The sequence below is a fragment of the Streptomyces sp. NPDC024555 genome, from assembly GCF_055559335.1.
Genome location: NZ_JBVHKV010000015.1, coordinates 62120 through 80910, shown reverse-complemented (window position 1 = coordinate 80910; position 18791 = coordinate 62120). Strand labels below are relative to the sequence as shown.

Sequence of the window (18791 nt, the reverse complement as noted above, 5' to 3'; positions counted from 1 at the left end):
GGACGCACTGTGCCCGAGCAACGCGAAATGCCGACCAGGATCGCTCCTGATCGGCATCTCATGTGGTGGGACGTTCACGAGATCCCTTGACCAGGCACAACAGGGCTAATTGATGTTGAGGTTCCCGCGGGCCGCAAGATCACTCCCCGAGAGCATGCATATGCATCTATTGAACCCGCACCTACGCCCCTGAGGTAGTAGGGGCCTTACCCACTGAGGAGACGAGGGGTGAGACTCCCTCGACTCCTCAGCGGGAAGCTTCATTCGTCGTCATCCCCGTCATCGAGGTCGAAGTCGAAGGCCAGCTGGCCCGACAGAGCGTCGTCCGGCGCGGCCGCAGCCTGGGGCTCCGTCGGGTCCAAAGCCTCCTCGATCTCGTGAGGCAGAGCGTAATCGTCCGCGAGTCGCGCGAGATGGAGGATCAAAGGCAGAGCCAACCCCTCGCGACCAGCACGGTAGTCCTCGCTGAAACGCTGCTGGTGGACGAATGCGGCCCATGCCTCCGCATCGTCACCGGGCTGAAGGCACGCAACGGTCAGTTCGAGGAGGTCCGGATTCCAGGCGTTCGCCGTCGGCCGGTAGGCGTTGTTGCCCGAGGCGTTGGTGTGCGGAGTGAGTTTGGCGTCGTCGTTGGTGAGATTTGGCTGCGAGCCGGACTTGCCGGTCGTGCTGTAGAAGACGCGGTCCGAGTCACCCCGCACTCCGGGCCGCCACAGCCCCATCGCGATGCCCCCACGCTGCTGGTCCTCCAACTTGGGAGAGCGTTCCTCCGCCTCGGCCCAGCGCTGTGCCGTTTCGTCCCGGCTGCCATCGGCGATCCGAACGATACGAAGCTGCTTGCCGTACAGACCGATCCGCTGAACGGGACCCCCGTCGAGGCCGAGCCTGTCCCGTTCCAGCCCGTCGTTCCTCAGCCATGGCCAGCGCTTCCGGACGTCCTGGGCGTGGCTCAGAACGAGCGTCGGGGTACTGCGCAGCTGCGCGAGAGTCTTCTTGACGAAGGCCGCCATGAGGGCCGACTGCTCCGCGCTGTTCTTCTTGCCTTCGACCCTTCCCGTCAAAGACTTGAGGAGTTCGGGGTACGGCACCCATGCGTGCATGTCGGCCGACTTGCCCAGCACGCATTTCGCGCCCGGTCGGATGAGCACCACGATTGGCGTGAACTGCTGCTTGCCTGTGGGCCCGTCAAGGCGGCGTTCCACGAGGTGGAAGGCCACCTGGTTCAGGTTCGCGGGGATGAGCGTGTCACCGAGCGTGTGCTGGGGCACCAGCCGCATACCGGTCTGGCGCAGGCCGTCCGACCAGGCCGCGGCGGCACGCAGACCAGCATCGGCGAGAGCCTCCTCCGTCTCCGCATCCGGGTCTGGTGGACGGATGAACTGGGTCACCAGGCCTGCGTCCGCGCAGCCGAGGCGGATCGCGTGCTTGGGGTCGGTCCGTCGCTTGGCGTGGCGGAAGGCATCCTGCCCGTCGAGCTCCACGAAGGCCAGCCGCACTCCGGGTACGGCTTCCCGTAAGGCGGCCATGGCCCGCGCGACACTGATACGGCGCTCCTCGATGGCCTTGTCGTGATGGAGACCCCGGCGCGGCACGCTGTCGCCTCCCAGCGGTGCGCCGAGAGCGCCCAGGGGCCGCGCGTGCAGCCGGACGGTCAGCTCCTCCGCCTCCCACACCCAGGTATCGGGGCCTTGCGCGTGCCGGTGCCCGGCCAGCCCCAGCCCCATTTCCGCCGCTGCGATCATCTGATCGCGGATGGCATCGTTCTGGTGGAGCACGACCGCGGTGAGGTCTTCCCCTTCGAGGGCTTCGGCCAGGCGTGCCCGCAGAGCCTGAGCGTTGTGGGCCGCGTTCAGCTCACGCTGGTCCAGGATGACCGCGCGCTCTTCGGGATTCTTCTCTTCCATGTTCTTGGGAATGGACGTCAGCTTCTTGAGCTGCTTCTTGGGCGGCCGCGCGTACGCACTGCGCTCGAGCTTCGGAACGGAGACGAACTCGGGAGCGATCGCCTGCTCCGCCCACTCGATCAGCCGTCGGCGTTCACTGGGCATCAGTCCCGTGCCGATCGTGTGCCTGCCCATGGTCGCCTGGTGCCCGATCGCGATCCGGATGCCGTCCCGGCCATGGATCCAGTGGTCGGCCTCCTTCACCAGCCGGTCCGGGGACGGCAGTGCGTCGAGTGCGCTGATCCCGGCGAGCATTCCTTCTGCTCCGCCCTGGCGCCAGTCCGTGGTGCCGTTCTTCCACTCCAGCATGGCGACGGCGAAACGCTGCGACTGCGGGCCATCATGGACGAGGGAGTCGTCCGGGAGCAGGTACGCGGACACGTCCTTGCCGTACGGCATGCAGACCTTGCCGGTGACGAACCGACGTACGCCGGCGGCCACGTGGACGCGCGGGACGGGTGAGAAGGGAACGGTGCGCACGGTGATGCGGAGGGTCGCCGCGTAGTAGGCCGGCTTGCCGTCGCCGCCACCACGCCGCCCGGGTACGTACTCGATCACGTTCGACATCAACTCGGCGCCCCCGCTTCCCTGCCCCCTGGCCCCCGTGCGGCCGGCGACCTGTCGGAACGACAGCTGTTGCCCGTGGTGTTCGTACGGTCCCTGGCGCGCGATCCTTTCGGCGAGGACGTCGGGAAGCAACCGGTACACGTGGGGCGCGGGCAGAGCGGTTCCTCCGGGCGACACCTTCTGCTCGAGGAGGTCGACCCTGCCGGGCCGCCAGCTGAGAGCCGCGATGTCGAGGTCACGAAAGCAGTTCATCAGCAGGGCCGCGGTCTCGGGATCGCCGGCATCGCGCGGGAGGCTCCTGAGCCAGGTGGCGATGTAGAGGTTCGTCACCGCCATCGGGTACGCGTCCTGGCAGTACAGCCAGGGGTTCTCCGAACCGAACCGTGCCGTGGAGTCGACCGTGACGATGTCCGGCGCGGTGGCGCGCATCAGCTGGTTGACAGCCGCTGTGGGTACGCGGCGCCGTCGCTCGGCCTGCCCCTCTGTCATTCCGCCGTGGTAAAGGCGCAGGAGTGGTTCCTCCCAGTGGGCGGGCAGGGAGAGCGTGTGCATCGGGAAGACGAAGGGTCCCCGTGCCGGGTCGGGCAGGTACGCCGTCGGACGGTTGTACTGGTAGGCCATGGTCATGGTGTCGGTTCTCCTCGGAGCAAGGCGTTAAGTCTTCGGACGCGACGCGAACACGTCGGGGGTGTGGTGTGGTGACGGATGCCGTCAGCCCATGTCCATCAGGGCGCGGTAGAGCGGTTCGTACAGCTCACGGACCAGGGACTTGTCGATCGGGGCAAGGTGCCGCTCCGCCGTGTTCCCGTCCTCGAAGAAGGGGGCGAGCACCTCACGCATGCTCGCCAGCAGGCTGGTGTCTGGGGTGTCCGTGTCCTGGAATCCGGCTTCTCTGGGAGAAAAAGCCGCGTCGACGAAGACCACCCGGGCCGGCACGCCGCCGCGCACCAGACGACCGATGACCTGCCACATGACGACGAGCTGGTCCCAGGTGAACGCCGTCTTCTCCTCGTCCCGCAGGCTGGACCAGGCCAGTCGCCGGGTGAGGAAGCGGTTCCACTGACGGCGTGCGCGGCTGCGGAACGCCACAGCCGCCTGGTCGGGGGTGGCGGCGGCGAGCGCGTTCTGCCGGAAGGATCCGTCAGCATCCTGGAGTTGGCGTACGGCCCAGTCGTTGATGGACTGGATGGCGAGCGCGATGTCGTCGGGCCGAGGGTGTGGGCGTGCCAGGAAGTAGACCGTGCCGATGGCCGCCTTGCCATCGCGCAGGACGATATTGTGTCCCCGCTCCACGGCGAGCAGCGGCGCGACGAGAATGTCGCCGCCGACCGAAGGGAAAGCCTTCACGTCACCGCGGGGCAGCGTCCGTGCGGCGGCGTCCTCCGGCAGCCGGGTCCAGGCGGTGTCGGAGTCCGCGTCGTCGGACACGAGTCGGGTGACGCGGCCGTTCCACTCGGGGATCTGGTTGAGGTACTCGGCGGCCCGACGTGCCTCGTCGTAGCTGCCGACGAGCAACAGGATGCGGCGGCGGTCCGGATCGTCGATCTCCTTCAGCTCGGCGTCCAGCATGCTCTCGGCGTCGGGCAGACTCCGGTCGGGCACCGCGAGCTGGTGCAGCATGTGCAGAAGGGCCTGGGGCCGTTCTTCGAGGTCGCAGCCGGACAGGCGCAGCGGCTTGGGCCGGTCGTTTCCGGGCCAGTACAAGAACTCCTTGCGGGACTCGCTGCCCAGGACGGCTTCGACTTCCTCGTCGTGAGGACGTAGAACGGCACCGACGTCGGCGTGCACGTGGTACCTGCTCGACGTGCCCGCCCAGCTCGTTGCGGACATGAGCAGGACGTGCGGGCCCGGGCGGCCGTCCACGGCGCACAGGTCACCGAGCCGCATGAGCAGTTCGCGGCCCACGCCGTTGCAGTGGAAGAAGCGCAGTTCACCGCTGCGGTCACCATCGCGCTCACGGTCGTCGTGGCGGAACTGGAAGCCGAGCACGTTACCCATGGGTGACTCGGGGATGACCGCCTCGTAGTCCTTTGGGGGGCCTGCGGGAGAGCACGTTCGAGGCGCTCTCGAGATTGAGGGCGGCCTCGACGCGCGGCCACAGCGTGGTCATGAAGTCGAGACGGCTGTGCAGAGCGGAAAGGAGCAGGGTGAACTCGAAGCGCCGGGCCTGGAGGTCGGCGTCCGCGAGCACCGTGCTGTCGTCTCCGACGATGTCGGTGAGGGTGTCGCGCAGCCTCTCACGCGTCCGTGCTCCCTGGGGCGCGTGCAGGAGTTCCAGGGCGAGGTGGACGAAGGTGTTCACCAAGGGTGTCACTTCATCGTCGTCTCCCGTGCTCTGCTGCTCGTGGAGCGGGTCGTCGCGGAACCGGCCGAGCGCACCGTCCAGCGTCCGGGCCGCCGCAGGCGGGCGTTCGCCCTCCTTCCGCCCCGGGAACCAGCTGTCCAGCAGCAGGTTGTGGAGGGTGAAGGCACTGAAGTAGTCGACGCTGATCCATCGCCTGAGCTTGTCGTCCTTGACGAGCAGGGCGAAGAGGCGGTCGGTGGCGGCGCTGACCGTGTTGACGGCGTTGGTCCAGTCGTCGACGTCACGGGCGGACAGCTGGAGCCGGCCATCCCGGGCCATCTGCTGGAACTTGTGGACGGCGACCTCGTCGAACCAGGAGTTCGGGGCCTTGCCCACCAGAGTGCTGGCCGGCGCGAAGGCCGTGTCGAGCTGCATCTGCACCCGGTCGGCCTCGTCGACGATGATCAGGTCGCTGAGTCGGCAAGCGAGTTCGAGGTACCGGAGCTGTTCCTGGTGCTGGTGCAGTGGGACGGAGCTGTGCACGAGACCGGCCGGGGTGGCGACCCACACCTTTGCGTCGACCAGATCACGAGCCCCGCGGTGGCGCGGACAGCGGTTCCACAACGGGCACAGTCTCCGCTGCGGCTTCGGGCCTTGTGCGTCACGCTGCGTGCTGTACTCCTCGTCGAGGAGGGGATCGCCGTCCGTGGCCTCCTGCTCGGGGACGGTGTACAGCGTGATGCACGGTGCTTCACGGACGCCGAGCGGGCGGCGGGCTTCCAGGCCGCGCAGCACGTCGACGGGGCAAGCGCTGCTGAGGTAGGCGAAGCCCGCGTGGTCGTGCCCGAGCATGGTAGCGGCGCCGGCCGTGGCAGTGCGGCGGTGCAGCCGGTTGATGGTGCGCTCCCTGGTGGAGTGCCCGAGGATCGGCGCCGCCCGCACACCGAGCCGGTTGAACTGCTCCACCACGGCGAGCGTCTCGGCCACATCGCCGACGACGATGGTGACCCGACGGGGTGTCCGGGTCACGAGGTGGTAGGTCAGGATGTCCCGGAGGGTGGACTTGCCGGCTCCCACCATCCCCACGAGGTGCAGCAGCCGGTCGATCCTCAGCCGTCCCTGTTCTGTGAAGCGGCCGAGTTCCGCGTCGCGCACGAGCAGTTTCACCCGCCGGAGCCGCCCGGCCCAGCCGTTGCGCGGCCCCTGTGCCGTCGCCTCGACGGCGTCCATCTCGTCGGCGGCCTTCTCGAGCTCTTCCCAGGTGACGTCGACGGGCTCTCCACGCCCGGCCGGTGGTGCGTCAAGCGCGTGGGCGCGCGGCAGGGTGTCCGTCAGCAGTTCCTCTTCGAACACCACGGAGTGGGTACGGTCCTGCACCCGGAAGGTGTGCTCTCCCTCCTCGGCGAACGGAATGGACCGCGTCGCGAACCGCGGAGCGGTGCTGAGCAATTCTTCGAAGATCTCGAAACGGCGTGCGGCGCGCGACGGCTCGCGACGGCGTGGTACGGAGCTGGGTCCGTCGATGTCGTATCCGCGCAGGTGCTGGGGGACCTTCAGGTAGTCGGTCAGCGCCTCCGACCAGGCGTGCCGTCGCCGCATGTCCCACAGATAGTGGCGGGCGCGCAGAACACGAAGCCGCTGTTCGTCGCTGCGAACGTCTCCGAACACCTCGCTCTACGGGTAACCGCCCAACAGCGGCCAGACATCGGCGGCCGTGCGGGTGGGCGTCACGTCCTGCAAGAGATACAGGCCCAGTTCGACGTCGAGAAGGTCGCCGGGGCGGAAGCTGCCGAGGTTCGCCGGCCACACCTCGGTGAGCTGCTGCGGCGAGCAGCGCCGGTGCCATCCCCTACGGTCACGCACGGCGTCCTCCTTCGGTACGTGGGTCCCCCGCCTTGTCACGCGGGGTGGAGATCTCATCGGCGACCAGCCGCAGGAAGGCCTGGTCGTCCAGCAGGGTGACCCGATCGGCCAGGTCCTCCGGCAGGTTTCCGCGGAACTGCCGCCCATACGCCTCGTTGTCGCGGAAGCGGTAGCGGGGCACGACGAGGAATGCACGGTCGTACGGCGGCTCGTTCCTGAACGGCGTGAGGGAGCGCGCCAGGAGAACGGGGTTCACCCGGTCCTTAACGTCCGCCGCCCAGTGCCGTCGCTCAGACAGGGGGACGCGCAGGTCGTACGCGTCGTAGTTGGGCCACATCTCGGCGGTGATTCCGAACTTCTTCTCCAGGGCGGCTTGTAGATCGGTCTCCGCGAGCCCGGGGCTGGTGATGAACATCCGCAGGGGGCGGCTGAGCTGGAAGACCCCGCCTTTGTCGGCACGAAGCGGCGTGCCTTCGTCCGATGTGCCGTCGCGGCGGCACCGGTCCAGTTCGCAGCGGTGGCTGCCGTGCAGCAGCGGCACCATGAGGCAGCGGCAGCGAGCGCACTGCCGGTACGTGCCGCGCCTCAGATAGGAGGCGGGCACAGGCTCGTAGCAGCGCTTGATCACGTCGTGCAGCAGCATTCCGCAGTCGGGATCGCCGCCGAGCAGTGCCAGCTCGGCGCCGGTCAGCACGGGCCTGGAGGTGAGCAGGGCCCGGAACGCGGTGTAGGCCTGCGGGGCCTTGGCCGCACGGCACACGGCGAGTGCTTCCCGGATGCGTTCGTTCTCGAAGAGCTCGGCCGCCGGGTCGGCCGCGCTCACCTCCCACTCCAGGCACAGCTGGTGCGGCAGCCGGGTCTCCGGATCGACGAGCAGGGCCGCTCCGGGAAAGTTGTCGGACGGCAGCTCCAACGGCCACTCGATCAGCGGCCGTTTACCAGCCCAGCGAACCATCTGCGGCACGCTGCCCGGCGGTTCCTCGCCCCGGCGCAGGCAGTGCAGGACGAGGCGGTTGTACGCGTTCTGCACCTTTGCCGGGTAGACCGGGTTGGGTACGGTCCGCTGCCGGGACAGGCACGCCAGGGCGCTGGCGATCTGTCGGAGCAACCCCTCGTCCGTGCCGACGGCGTCCTCGGACCGTGCCTCCCTCATGTCGGTCGTGGTCACGACTCCCCCTCTCCCGCGACGGCGCCGTCGGGCGCGGCGCTCGGACACCACCGGGAGACCGGGCAGGACCGGCAATGCGGTCCGGGGCGGGCGTCCCATGTCTCGTCCTCCCGCCACGGGCCGGCGTACCGCCGCAGCACCGACAGCGCCTTCCGCTGTCGGCCGGGGTCCGTCGGGTCGATCACGTGGGGATCGGAACCGTCCGGCCGGAGGATCTCCACCTCGACGCGCGAGCCGTCCGGATCGCCGCCCAGCGCACCCTGAGCCAGGAGCGCGACCGCCAAGGCGAGTTGGGGGTAGGTATCGAGAAGGTCCTCGTGGTGGCGGCGCCGCTTCCGTGTCGTCTTGAGCTCCCGCCACACCCACGAGCCGTCCTCCTGGTAGAGTAGGTCGGGTTTGGCGATGACGACGGCCTGCGCCGCGGTGTCGTGGACGATTCGGAGGGCTTCGGACTCGACCCGCTGGATGAGTGCGGCGTCCTGGAAGGGACAGGCGTCGACGTGGTGGAGCAGCATGTCCCGACCGGTCGCGGCGTCCTCGTCGGAGACCCGCCAGCGTCCCTCTGTCCAGTTCTCGCCCGCCGGGGGCATGTCGCCGACCGCGCACGGCGGCCGTTCCGGGCGCCGGTGCAGCTTCTCGATCCAGCCGTGCACCGCCTGGCCGAGCCTGGCCGCGCTGCCGTATTCGTCAGACTTGGGCAGGTGCAGAGAACGGAGGAACCCCTGTGCGGGGCAGGCCGCGTGATAGTGCAGATCGCTGACCGACACCTTCCTCAGCGGTGCCACCCGCGAGGGAAGGCCGAGGACCCCGGCCCGCGCGGCACGGCCTCGCAGCCCGTGAACTGCTTGCAGTCCACGCAGGATGAGCCGGGTGCCGGCCTGCCGCCCGCCACGACACGCGCCACGTGCGCGTGCCCGTGCTCGGCGTAGTAGGCCTCGGCTTCCTCGGCCGTCCCGTCGAACTGCACGCGCGGCCGTCCGTCGGAGAGCCCGACTTCGACGACACGCACCCGCTCGGGCCGGGCTGTGGGGCCATACGGCTGGAACGCGCGCGCCCACTTCCGCGGCCAGCCCGCCTGGCGCCCGTGAACGGACACGTACACGGCGATGGCGATCTCGCCGGGCTCGGAGTCCTTGGCCTCGCTGTGCCGCAACCGTCGGTACTCGCGCAGGCGTCCGTCGGCCGACTCGTACCTGCGCCACCAGGCGTACATCTCCCAGAACTTGCCGTTCTCCCGCTGGGCCACCCAGTACGGACGGATCGGCCGCAGCCGTTGCTCACCATCGTCGGCGCACGCTTCTATGTACGTACGGAGGGCGTGCTCGGCATACGTCAGGTGACCGGGGTGCAGGGCGGGGGTGCGAGAGCGCAGCCCTGCAAGGGCCTGGTCGGGTGTCTCACCGTGGAATTCGACCCGGTCCACGGCGTCCATCACAGGCCCGAGGGTGAACGTCTCGAGCTCCGGCTTCGGAAGACGGAGACGCCGGGCCGGCCAGAGACCGGGCCGGGCCTTGGCAGCGGCGTGCGAGGGGCAGGTGTGCTCCTCGCTCCCGCCCGTACCGGGCCCCACGCGAACGAGGTCGTCATTCCCGGTCAGCCAGTGCGGCTTGTGCCATGCCGTCGTGTCGTGACTCATTGCCTCCCCCTTGTCTCGGAACAGACGGCACCCTTTGGACCAGCCGGGTGCGCCGTCGCACTCGACCATAGCAGGTAATCTTGGAACTCATTGGAAGTTCTTGGAATAGGTTGGTTGCTGCGCTAAGCTGCCCCACATGGCGGCATCACTGGAGGAACTCGAGCAGCGCCTGTCCCACCTGCGCACCGAGCTGCGCGGTGCCGTGCGCGCACGGGACAAGGCCGAAACCGCGCGCATCCGTCGCGCGCTGCGCGAAGCCGAGGCCGCCTGGGAGCACGCCCTCGAGACCGAGGCGGAACCGGACGGCGAGGCACTCCCGGCCGACCCCCCGGCCCCGCAGGCGTCGGCGACCACAGGCGCACCACACCGCACGGAGCGCCCGGCGCACGGCTCCATCCCGATCCGCGAACAGGTCCACCAGGCGCTCACCCTGCTGGGCGCCCCTGCCTCTCCGAAGCTCATCTCGTCCACGTACGAGGCGTTCTTCACCGAGTCGCTGGTCGCCACCAAACTCGCGTCCCTCCGCCGCGACGAGGAGCGATCCTTCACGGCACAGGGCTATGCCCGCCCGTACTACATCTGCGCGGCACTGACCCACGACCGCCTGGTCCCCGCACGCGGACTCCTAGCCCTGTCCACCTGGCCCGTGGAGCGGCGGATCATCGGCCCACTCAGCCCACGCACCGACTTCCTCACTCACGCGGTGGGAACCGCCGAGCAGATCCAGCGACTCACCACTGCGGGGCATCCGGCCCCAGACGCGGCCTGGCGGCTGCTGCGCCGCTTCGCCCTCACGATCCCGGGCGCCTACGACGCCGCGGCCCCGGAGCCCGACCCCGCCCGCGTGATCGCCGCAGCCCACGCCGAAGCGGCCGTCCACCAGCAGGAGGACGACCAGCAACGGCAAGCGGCCGCGCAGCGCGCCCGTACCCAACTCTCCGACGTACAGCAGCTGTTCGGTGCGGCACCGATGCGTGACGCCCTGCGCGACGCGAGTGGGACCCTGTCCTGACGACCCATTTCCGACGGATGACGTCAGACGCCTCGCACGCCGGTGAGCTCCTGAAGACGTTCCCGAAGACGTTCCCGAAGTAGAGACGATGCCCTCGCAGCAGTCCGAACCTCCCGACGACCGACTCGCACGGCTGCGTGGACCGCAGCCCCCTCAGCCGTACACCGCCCGCAAGATCACCGCCCTGACCGCCAATCCCGCCTGCGCCCGCCGCGCCGTCCTCGACGCCGCCGGGGTGGACAAGGCACTGCTCGCCCAGCAGGTCGGATACGAGCCGCGCTTCGGCCAGTCCCCCTTCGCCCTCGCCCGCGAACAGGCATTCCACGGCCTCGTGAAGTGGGGCAGCTACGCCGAACTCATCCGGCTGCTGCGCGAGCAGCTCTCCGTCCCCGTAGCGGAGGCCCATGTCACCGACCTCAACGAGGTAGGGGGCAACGCTGCCCTGCACCTGCGCGAGCGGGAGACCCGCCGCCTCATCGCGCACGTGGCCTCCGGCCAGGACGTACGCCTCATCCTCCACCGCCCCGCGCTCACCCTCGAAGTCGCCGGTCAGACGGCGTACTTGGAACCGGACGCGCTCACCCACCGCATCGGGGGGAAGTTCCACATCGTCCTGATCCGCTCGTTCGCCGCGATCGACGGCCAGGCCAATCCGACCGCCGTCGCCGAGGCGGCCAAGCAGGCCGCGGTGTACGTCCTCGCCCTGCACCGCGCCTTCGAGACGGCCGGCCTGCCCACCGAGCAGATCTCCCACGAGTTCCTGCTCGTCTGCCCCAAAGACTTCTCCAACCGCCCCTACGGCCGCCTGATCGACCTCCGGCAGGAACTCGACGCCCTCCAGTTCCAGCTCTCCCGGCTGCGGCGCGCAGAGGACCTCGCGGCCCAACTGCCCGAGACGGCAACCCTGGACACGACCCGAAGCGCGGACGAACTTTCCTCTTCCATAGAGGCGTTGGACGCGTCGTACACGCCCTCCTGCCTGTCCTTCTGCGAAATGGCACGCTACTGCCGCGACGAGGCCGACGGATGCGCCTCGCCGGCCCGCCTGGGCAGCGGCGTGCGCAACGACCTGCCGGGCATCGACTCCACCCGCACCGCGCTCGACTACGTGGACGGCGTCGCCACCCCCGGAGAGGCCGAGGCGGAAGCCGCCGACCTGCTGCGCGCCGCCGCCCGGCTGCGCCGACTCCGCCGGGGGGCCGCATGAGCGTCCTGTCCACCGTCGCGGCGCTCACGGCGTCCCGCACCGGCCATGCCGAACCGCTGACGACCGTCCGCCACCAGCACCTGGACGAGAAGCCGTTCGTCCTGGTGCCGTTCACCCTCGCCGGCGAGGCGTGCGCACCCCTGGCCGCGCTCGCGGGTACGGACCCCGAGCACCCGACCCTCCTCACCGTCCGCCAGCCGCGCAACCGCGCCGAACGCTTCCTGTTCGCCGAGCGCCTGGCCGCACTCCTCCTCGCGTACATCGACGGGTGCCGGACGGAGACGGAGCCCTACACCGTCGGCCGCGGCAAGGAGAAGGAGGAACGCCTGCGCTTCCAGCGGGCTCCGCAGCTCCTCGTCCCGAACGGCGAGGGCATCGCGTACGTGCGCCTGCTCGGCCGGCTGACTAGACTGCGCGCCACCGAGGGGCCGTACGCGGTCGACCCATCCGTGCCCACCCTCGGCAAGTGGCTGACCTGGTTCGCGGACCTGGCCGAGTTCCCGGACTCCGGTGTGATGCTCGCGATGACACGGCTGCTCGCCGCCAACTGGGCCACCGGCCAGAGTTCTTCCGAAGACTCCCACCTCGCGTCCCTGCTCTCCTGGATTGATCCACCGGAGGACAACGACGGCGCGCGGGCGGCACGGGAGGCGGAGGACCCCGCTGTGTGGCCGCCGGCCGGTCCGTCCACGGACCCGGTCTTCGACCGGACCCTGCACGAGTTGATGACGCGCTACGACGAGGCGTCCGACGACCGCGGACGCGAGGCGGTCGGCCGCCAGATCGACCGTGAGCTGAGCGGCCAGATGCTTCCCACCTGGCGGCTGATGTGGCACGGCGTGGAACTGCTCCGCGGGCTGCCGGAGGGCGCCCACGTCCCCGGCCGCTGGGCCCTCGACCGGCGTTGGTTCTCCGAGTACGTGGAGTACCTGGACGCTGACGGCCGCCCGCAGGCCCGCCGCGACCAGGCCGTCCGAGCCGCCCGCCGACTGGCCCGGCTGGAGGACGCGGTCACCTGCTACGAGGCGCAGCGCGCGTACGACGACCCGCTGCTGATGGCGGAGTACGAGTTGACCGGCGAGGCGTTCACGGGCACGGTCACGGCCAGGGACGAGAACCGCTTCGTCCCCGGCGACCGTCCCGGCTCCCAGGTGTGGCGCCCGACGATCGTCCTCCGCACCGACACCCGCGTCGGCCTCGCGGTCGGCACGGAGGTGAAGTCCCCCGCCCGGCCCGGCCAGGAAGCCTGCATCCTCGAAGTCAGGCAGGAGGACGATGGCGGCCACACCGTGGTGCTCCAGCTCAAGGGCGGCTTCGCGAGGAAGCGCACACCGCCTGCACCGGCGGCACACTCGCGGAGGCCGGCGAGGAGCTGACGTACACCACGCTCAACCCCACGGCCATGCCGTCCGCCCTGCCCGACGAGGAGAACACCCCCTGGACCCACGGCGGTCCGCCCCATCCGTACGAACCCACCGACGAGGACGCAGAGGAGACCTGGGAGTGACCGCCCTTTTTCCCGACACCGGGGAGCCCGAAGCCCTCACCCCCGGCGAACGCGCGGACCGGGCGGTCGCGGGGATCCTGACCAGCCTCGACACCGCGCCCGGCCGGGGCGTCGTCGTGGACTCGCCTCCCGGAGCCGGGAAGTCCACGCTGGCGGTGAAGGCCACCGGGCACCTGACGTCCGCGGGCCACCAGCTCATGATCGTCGCGCAGACCAACGAGCAGGTCGACGACCTGGTGGACCGCATCGCTCGGGAGTATCCCGGCCTGGCGCTCGGCCGCCTCCACGCCGGCGGCCACGTCCTCCCGCCCCGCGTCACCCGACACCCCAACGTCACCGGGAGCAGCCAGGTGACGGACCTACGCGACCTGCCCGTCGTGGTGTCCACCGCGAAGAAGTGGTCGTTCGTCACGCCGGACAAGTGCGCGCCGTGGCGGTGGGCCATCGTCGACGAGGCGTACCAGATGCGCTCGGACGGGCTCTTGGCGACGGCCCCGCTGTTCGCCCAGGACGACTCGCAGGTCCTCTTCGTCGGCGATCCCGGCCAGCTCGACCCCTTCGCCACCGTGGAGTCCGACCGCTGGCACGGCCTGACCTGGGACCCCCTGCGCAACGCGGTCGACGTCACCCTCGCCCACAACCCCGACCTCGTCCGCCACCAGCTCCCCGTCTCCTGGCGTCTCCCGGAGTCGGCGGCACCCCTGGTCGAGCGGGCCTTCTACCCCTTCTACCGGTTCGTCCCCGGCACGACGGCACCGGAGCGCGTGCTGTCGTACGTCAGCCTGCCCCACGGATCCGGCCCACTGGACGACGTCCTCGCCCGCGTCGCCGACTCCGGCTGGGGCCACTTGGAACTTCCGGCCCGCCACACCTTGGACCAGGACCCGGAGGTGGCGGACGCCCTCGCGGCGACGGCGGCCCGGCTGCTGGAGCGCGGCGCGCTGGTCAACGGCGAGCCCCTGACCGCGAACCGCATCGCGATCGGCACGGCACGCACCGTGCAGGCGGATGCGGTCCGCTCCCGCCTCGGCGCCCGCGGCCTGACCGACATCACCGTGGACACCGCCAACCGCCTCCAGGGCCGCGAGTTCGACGTCACCCTGGTCTGGCACCCACTGTCCGGCCGCCAGGACGCCTCCGCCTTCCACCTGGAAACGGGCCGCCTGTGCGTCCTACTCTCCCGACACCGCTTCGCCTGCATCGTGGTGGCCCGCGCCGGCATCCGCGACTTGCTGGACCGGCATCCGCGGAGCAGTCCTGTGTATCTGGACGTGCCGCCTAAGTTTCCGGATGGGTGGCGGGCACATCAGGTGGTCATGGGGTGGCTGGAGCGGGGGGAACACCGGGTGCCGATTACCTGATCATGCACGAATGGGGTCATTGTCGGTGGCAGGATGTACGGTCCACGCAGATGTGGCGTGAGGGAGATATCTAGAGCATGGCAGCAGTGATCGAGGGCCCGATCATCACTTCGCCGTACTCGGAGCCAGGCTGGCACTGGGAGCTAGACCAGCAGGGCCGACGGACCGGTGAGCGAGTACCCGGCCGCCACCCGAGCGAGACCTCACTCCAACATCCCTTCCCTTGATGTGACTTACGCCCACCATATCCAAGTGCACACCCGGAGGTTCCACTCACATGGTCCCCAGCGACGCAGGTCGCGCCATCGACCAGCTGCGCAAGCACCTGACTGGCGCCACCCGCCTGGACTCGCTGTCGGAGTCGTTCTCGCTGTTCGTCTACGAAGCGCTCCAGGACGAGCTCACCGATGTCGACCTGCGTCTACTCCTGCACGGCCACAGTCTCGAGGAGTTCCCCCTCAACGGGCTTGCGGAGGAGAACCTCAAGCGTGCCCGGCTGGACCAGCACCGCATCGCCCGCGCGTTCGTGGCCTGGGCCGAAGAGCACCTCCAGGCAAGAGCGCTAAAGCGACGGACGCGCGACACCTGGGCGAGCGTCGACGGCCCGTTCCCTTATGTAGTCGACGGCGCGGGACTTGAGGCCGAGAGCCTCGGCCTGGTGGCCTCTCCGAACCTGTACTTCCCCCTGGAGACCACGGACGCGGACAAGGTGGCGCAGACCGTCGTCAACTTCGAGCGGATGTGGCATGACGATGCGACCACCCGCGCCGTCCAGGAGGAGTTCCTCGCCGCTGCTCGAGCCCTCTTCGAGGACAAGGCCCCCGAGTCCGTCTACCTGCGTATCCTGACTTCCCTATTCAAGGACTTCGTCGAAGAAGCCGGCGAAGAGACTGCCGAGCGCGGCAGAACCGGCTTCTACGACTCCGTCGTGTGGAAGAAGCTCTACAAGTTCCAACGTGACGGTGTGCTCGGCGCGATCGAGAAGCTTGAGCGCCACAACGGCTGCATCATCGCTGACAGCGTGGGCTTGGGAAAGACCTTCGAAGCCCTCGCCGTCATCAAGTACTACGAGTTGCGCAACGACCGCGTCCTCGTCCTCGCACCCAAGCGGCTGCGGGAGAACTGGACCGTCTACCGTAGCAACGACAGGCGCAACCCGCTGGCCGCGGATCGCTTCCACTACGACGTCCTCAACCACACCGACCTCAGCCGAACCGGCGGGCTGTCAGGGGACATCGACCTGGCCAACATCAACTGGGGCAACTACGACCTCGTCGTGATCGACGAATCGCACAACTTCCGCAACAACCCTCAGGTCAAGGGCCGAACGACCCGATACGAGCGCCTCATGAACGAGGTCTTCAGGTCCGGGGTCAAGACCAAAGTCCTCATGCTCAGCGCCACGCCGGTGAACACCCGTCTGGCCGACCTCAAGAACCAGGTTCTGTTCGCCACCGAAGGAGACGATCAGGCCCTGGCCACAGACGGGATCAAGAGCATCGAGGCAACCCTGGCCAAGGCACAGAAACTCTTCAAGGAATGGCAGCGCATGCCCGCGGCCACCCGGAGCACGAAGTCCTTGGTCGGCACACTCGGCATGGACTACATCCGCCTGCTGGACCTGGTCACGATCGCCCGCTCACGCAAGCACATCGAGAAGTACTACGGCACCAAGGACGTGGGAAAGTTCCCCGATCGCCTGCCTCCGATCAACCTCAGCCCGCCTATCGACACGTCCGACACGATGATCCCGCTAGAAGAGATCAACCGGTCGATCCTGCGCCTGAACCTGGCGGCCTACAAGCCAACCTCCTACGTCAGCGCGAAGTACGAGAGCAGGTACGCCGACCTGTACGACCAGCAGGTGCGTACGGGTGGCCGACGTGTGTGGAAGCAGACCGACCGTGAGAACAACGTGGTCCACCTGCTGCGCGTGGGACTGCTCAAGCGCCTTGAGTCCTCGGTCAATTCGCTGGGCATGACCCTCGATAAGATCCTCGCCACCATCGACCGCGCGATCGCCAGCATCGACGCCTACGAGGCGAACGGGACCGAGGGAACCTCCATCGACAGCTTCGCCGACCTGGAGCAGGTCGACCTGGACGACCCTCAATTCGAGGACACCGTTGGCGGCAGCGTCAAGGTGTTCCTCCACGACATCGACCGGATTCGGTGGAGGCAGGAACTCGAACAGGACCGCGACACCGTGGCCACCCTGCTTACCGAAGTGAGGGCAGTCGACGCCAGTCGCGACGCTAAGCTGGCCGAGCTCAAGGACTTCCTGCGCGACAAGGTCGAGCACCCCACGAACGACGGCAACCGCAAGGCTCTGGTATTCACCGCGTTTAGCGACACGGCCGAGTACCTCTATGAGCATGTGGCGCGGTGGGCCGCCGACGAGCTGGGCGTACACGTAGCCCTGATTACCGGGCAGAGCACCCGAACCACCCTCCCGATGAAGCGCGTCCACATGATCGACGTTCTCCCCGCCTTCTCACCGCGCTCCAAGGGCGGCGACCTGGAAGACCCGCAGATCGACATCGTGATCGCCACCGACACCATCTCCGAAGGCCAGAACCTTCAGGACTGCGACACGGTGATCAACTACGACATCCACTGGAATCCCGTGCGCATTGTCCAGCGCTTCGGCCGGGTAGATCGCCTGGGCACGATCAACACCAGCGTCCAACTCGTCAACTTCTGGCCCAACATGGACCTGGACGCGTACATCAACCTCGAGACACGCGTGTCCAGCCGCATGACCCTGCTGGACGTCTCCGCGACCGGCGAGGAGAACGTCCTGGACGGCACGTCCGGTGACATGAATGACCTGGACTACCGACGCAAGCAGCTGCAGCAGATGCAGCAGGCCGCCCCCACCATGGAGGACCTCGCTGGAGGTCTGAGCATCACCGACCTGACCCTCTCCGACTTCCGCATGGACGCTGCCGCACGCAAGCGAGGAGACATTCAGGAAATCACCAGCTGGCCCCTGGCCCTCTTCGGAGTCACCCGCTTTGAAAAGGCCCTGGCCGACGACGGACTCGCACCTGGAGTGGCCTTCCTCCTGAGAGTGCGGGACGACGCGTTCACCTTCTCCAAGGCGTACCCGCTGGCCCCGTATGTGCTCGCCTACGTGACCGACGACGGCAGGCTCGCCCACGAGATCGAAGAACCCAAGCTGGCCCTCGACGTGCTGCGCCACCACTGCCTGGGCAACACCGCCCCTGACGCCACTGTCCTCACAGATTTCGACAGAGCGACCAAGTCAGGCAAGTCCATGAAGCACTACCGCGACCTTCTGGATGCAGCGGTCCGAGCCGCTTCCGGCAAGGCCGAGGAGAGCATGGTCGCCTCCCTGTTCTCCGCAGGCCCTTCCCAGCTCGGCACAGACGCCACCGCCCCTGGCCTGGACGCCGTGGACGTCGTCGCCTGGATGCCGGTGATCCCGTGACCGACGTACCCCCCGAGCACGAGGGCGCCAACCTGCTTGCTCTGCCCGATGCGGCACGCCACCAGCACCGCATCACGAAGAAGATGCTCGCCGTGCAGTTCGAGGATCAGGCACCCGCCGATGCCCGCCTGATAAACAAGGCGGTGGCCTGGGCACAGCTGGTCGGGATACTGCGCCCGGAGACCATCCAGGTGCCCAAGTACCAGGACGCCGAACGTGCTGTCATCGACGTTCCGGTCCTGGAAGTTCTCGTGGCGGAGAAGACGTCAGCGGCTGACCGCATCCGCGTGACCGAGCTCGTTCACCGCAGCATGGCCAAACCCGTGGTGCTACTCGCCAACATGCCAGACGGACATACGACACTCTCCCTGGCACTCAGCCATGTCAGCCGTACGGATCCCACCCGGTCGACCTCCGTGATCGACGCGCACGTCATGGTGTCGACCGGAGGGATCGAGCCAGGCGCCCTGCACCTTGATCGACTCGACCGCACCGACATGTGGGCGTTGTACCGCGACCTTGTGCGTACCGCCGCGGCTGACGGACGCCCCGCCAGCACTGCTCTGCAAGCAGTGGATGCCATCGCGCTGCGCCGACGACTGACCGATCTGGAAAGCGAACTGATCACCGTCGTACGTGACGCGAAACGAGCGAAGAACCAGCAACGACGCATCGAGCTCAACATTGAAGCACGGACTCTACGTACACAGATCGGGCATGTCAGAAGCAACCTATACAGTACCGACGACCACAGCGCCTGAACGGCTCTCAAGCCCGCTCCCGCCCCAC

The 18791-nt window shown here is 68.5% G+C and carries 11 protein-coding genes and 1 pseudogene; 6 read left to right on the top strand and 6 right to left on the bottom strand.

All coding sequences use genetic code 11. The features are described from left to right. Window positions 1-260 precede the first annotated feature (260 nt). The 6 genes and pseudogenes from ACZ4FH_RS25555 to ACZ4FH_RS25530 all read right to left on the bottom strand — a co-directional run bounded on the left by ACZ4FH_RS25555 (window position 261) and on the right by ACZ4FH_RS25530 (window position 9461). Entirely contained in the window at window positions 261-3137 is a 2877-nt protein-coding gene (locus ACZ4FH_RS25555; RefSeq protein WP_467307666.1) for a pPIWI_RE module domain-containing protein, read from the bottom strand. A gap of 84 nt (window positions 3138-3221) precedes the next feature. Next, window positions 3222-4508 carry a hypothetical protein gene (locus tag ACZ4FH_RS25550; protein WP_467307665.1) on the bottom strand — a complete coding sequence of 429 codons (1287 nt, stop codon included), beginning with the start codon at window positions 4506-4508 and terminating at the stop codon, window positions 3222-3224. After that, window positions 4501-6525: pseudogene (locus ACZ4FH_RS25545) on the bottom strand (pPIWI_RE_Z domain-containing protein). Before ACZ4FH_RS25545 ends, ACZ4FH_RS25550 begins: the two are co-directional and overlap by 8 nt. 124 nt (window positions 6526-6649) lie before the next feature. Further along, entirely contained in the window at window positions 6650-7825 is a 1176-nt protein-coding gene (locus ACZ4FH_RS25540) for a pPIWI_RE_Y domain-containing protein (RefSeq protein ID WP_467307664.1), read from the bottom strand. Continuing rightward, on the bottom strand, window positions 7822-8610 hold the full coding sequence (locus tag ACZ4FH_RS25535) for a PD-(D/E)XK nuclease family protein (RefSeq protein ID WP_467307663.1): 789 nt from the start codon (window positions 8608-8610) through the stop codon (window positions 7822-7824). Before ACZ4FH_RS25535 ends, ACZ4FH_RS25540 begins: the two co-directional genes overlap by 4 nt. Then, the gene (locus ACZ4FH_RS25530; RefSeq protein WP_467307662.1) at window positions 8598-9461 is read right to left on the bottom strand and encodes a hypothetical protein; all 864 of its coding nucleotides are present in this window, start codon (window positions 9459-9461) and stop codon (window positions 8598-8600) included. The genes ACZ4FH_RS25535 and ACZ4FH_RS25530 overlap by 13 nt, the downstream gene beginning before the upstream one ends. A gap of 136 nt (window positions 9462-9597) precedes the next feature. On the opposite strand from ACZ4FH_RS25530, the gene ACZ4FH_RS25525 reads away from it, so the two are divergent. From ACZ4FH_RS25525 to ACZ4FH_RS25500, 6 genes are all read left to right on the top strand, one after another. Then, a complete protein-coding gene (locus ACZ4FH_RS25525) occupies window positions 9598-10473 on the top strand; it encodes a hypothetical protein (protein ID WP_467307661.1) in 876 nt (291 codons plus the stop codon). An 88-nt stretch (window positions 10474-10561) separates the two neighbouring features. Beyond that, window positions 10562-11680, top strand: coding sequence for a hypothetical protein (locus ACZ4FH_RS25520; RefSeq protein WP_467307659.1), 1119 nt, complete (start codon window positions 10562-10564; stop codon window positions 11678-11680). Then, window positions 11677-13056, top strand: coding sequence for a hypothetical protein (locus ACZ4FH_RS25515; RefSeq protein WP_467307658.1), 1380 nt, complete (start codon window positions 11677-11679; stop codon window positions 13054-13056). The genes ACZ4FH_RS25520 and ACZ4FH_RS25515 overlap by 4 nt, the downstream gene beginning before the upstream one ends. A 127-nt stretch (window positions 13057-13183) precedes the next feature. Beyond that, a complete protein-coding gene (locus tag ACZ4FH_RS25510) occupies window positions 13184-14548 on the top strand; it encodes an AAA family ATPase (RefSeq protein WP_467307657.1) in 1365 nt (454 codons plus the stop codon). Between the two features lie 277 nt (window positions 14549-14825). Next, entirely contained in the window at window positions 14826-18002 is a 3177-nt protein-coding gene (locus ACZ4FH_RS25505) for a helicase-related protein (RefSeq protein ID WP_467307655.1), read from the top strand. Further along, window positions 17999-18763, top strand: coding sequence for a DUF4391 domain-containing protein (locus ACZ4FH_RS25500; RefSeq protein WP_467307653.1), 765 nt, complete (start codon window positions 17999-18001; stop codon window positions 18761-18763). The genes ACZ4FH_RS25505 and ACZ4FH_RS25500 overlap by 4 nt, the downstream gene beginning before the upstream one ends. Window positions 18764-18791: the final 28 nt, after the last annotated feature.

Coding starts and splice junctions, on each gene's coding strand:
- ACZ4FH_RS25525 (WP_467307661.1), top strand. CDS start 9,598: ATGGCGGCATCACTGGAGGAACTCGAGCAGCGCCTGTCCCACCTGCGC.
- ACZ4FH_RS25505 (WP_467307655.1), top strand. CDS start 14,826: ATGGTCCCCAGCGACGCAGGTCGCGCCATCGACCAGCTGCGCAAGCAC.
- ACZ4FH_RS25515 (WP_467307658.1), top strand. CDS start 11,677: ATGAGCGTCCTGTCCACCGTCGCGGCGCTCACGGCGTCCCGCACCGGC.
- ACZ4FH_RS25555 (WP_467307666.1), bottom strand. CDS start 3,137: ATGACCATGGCCTACCAGTACAACCGTCCGACGGCGTACCTGCCCGAC.
- ACZ4FH_RS25530 (WP_467307662.1), bottom strand. CDS start 9,461: ATGAGTCACGACACGACGGCATGGCACAAGCCGCACTGGCTGACCGGG.
- ACZ4FH_RS25520 (WP_467307659.1), top strand. CDS start 10,562: ATGCCCTCGCAGCAGTCCGAACCTCCCGACGACCGACTCGCACGGCTG.
- ACZ4FH_RS25550 (WP_467307665.1), bottom strand. CDS start 4,508: ATGGGTAACGTGCTCGGCTTCCAGTTCCGCCACGACGACCGTGAGCGC.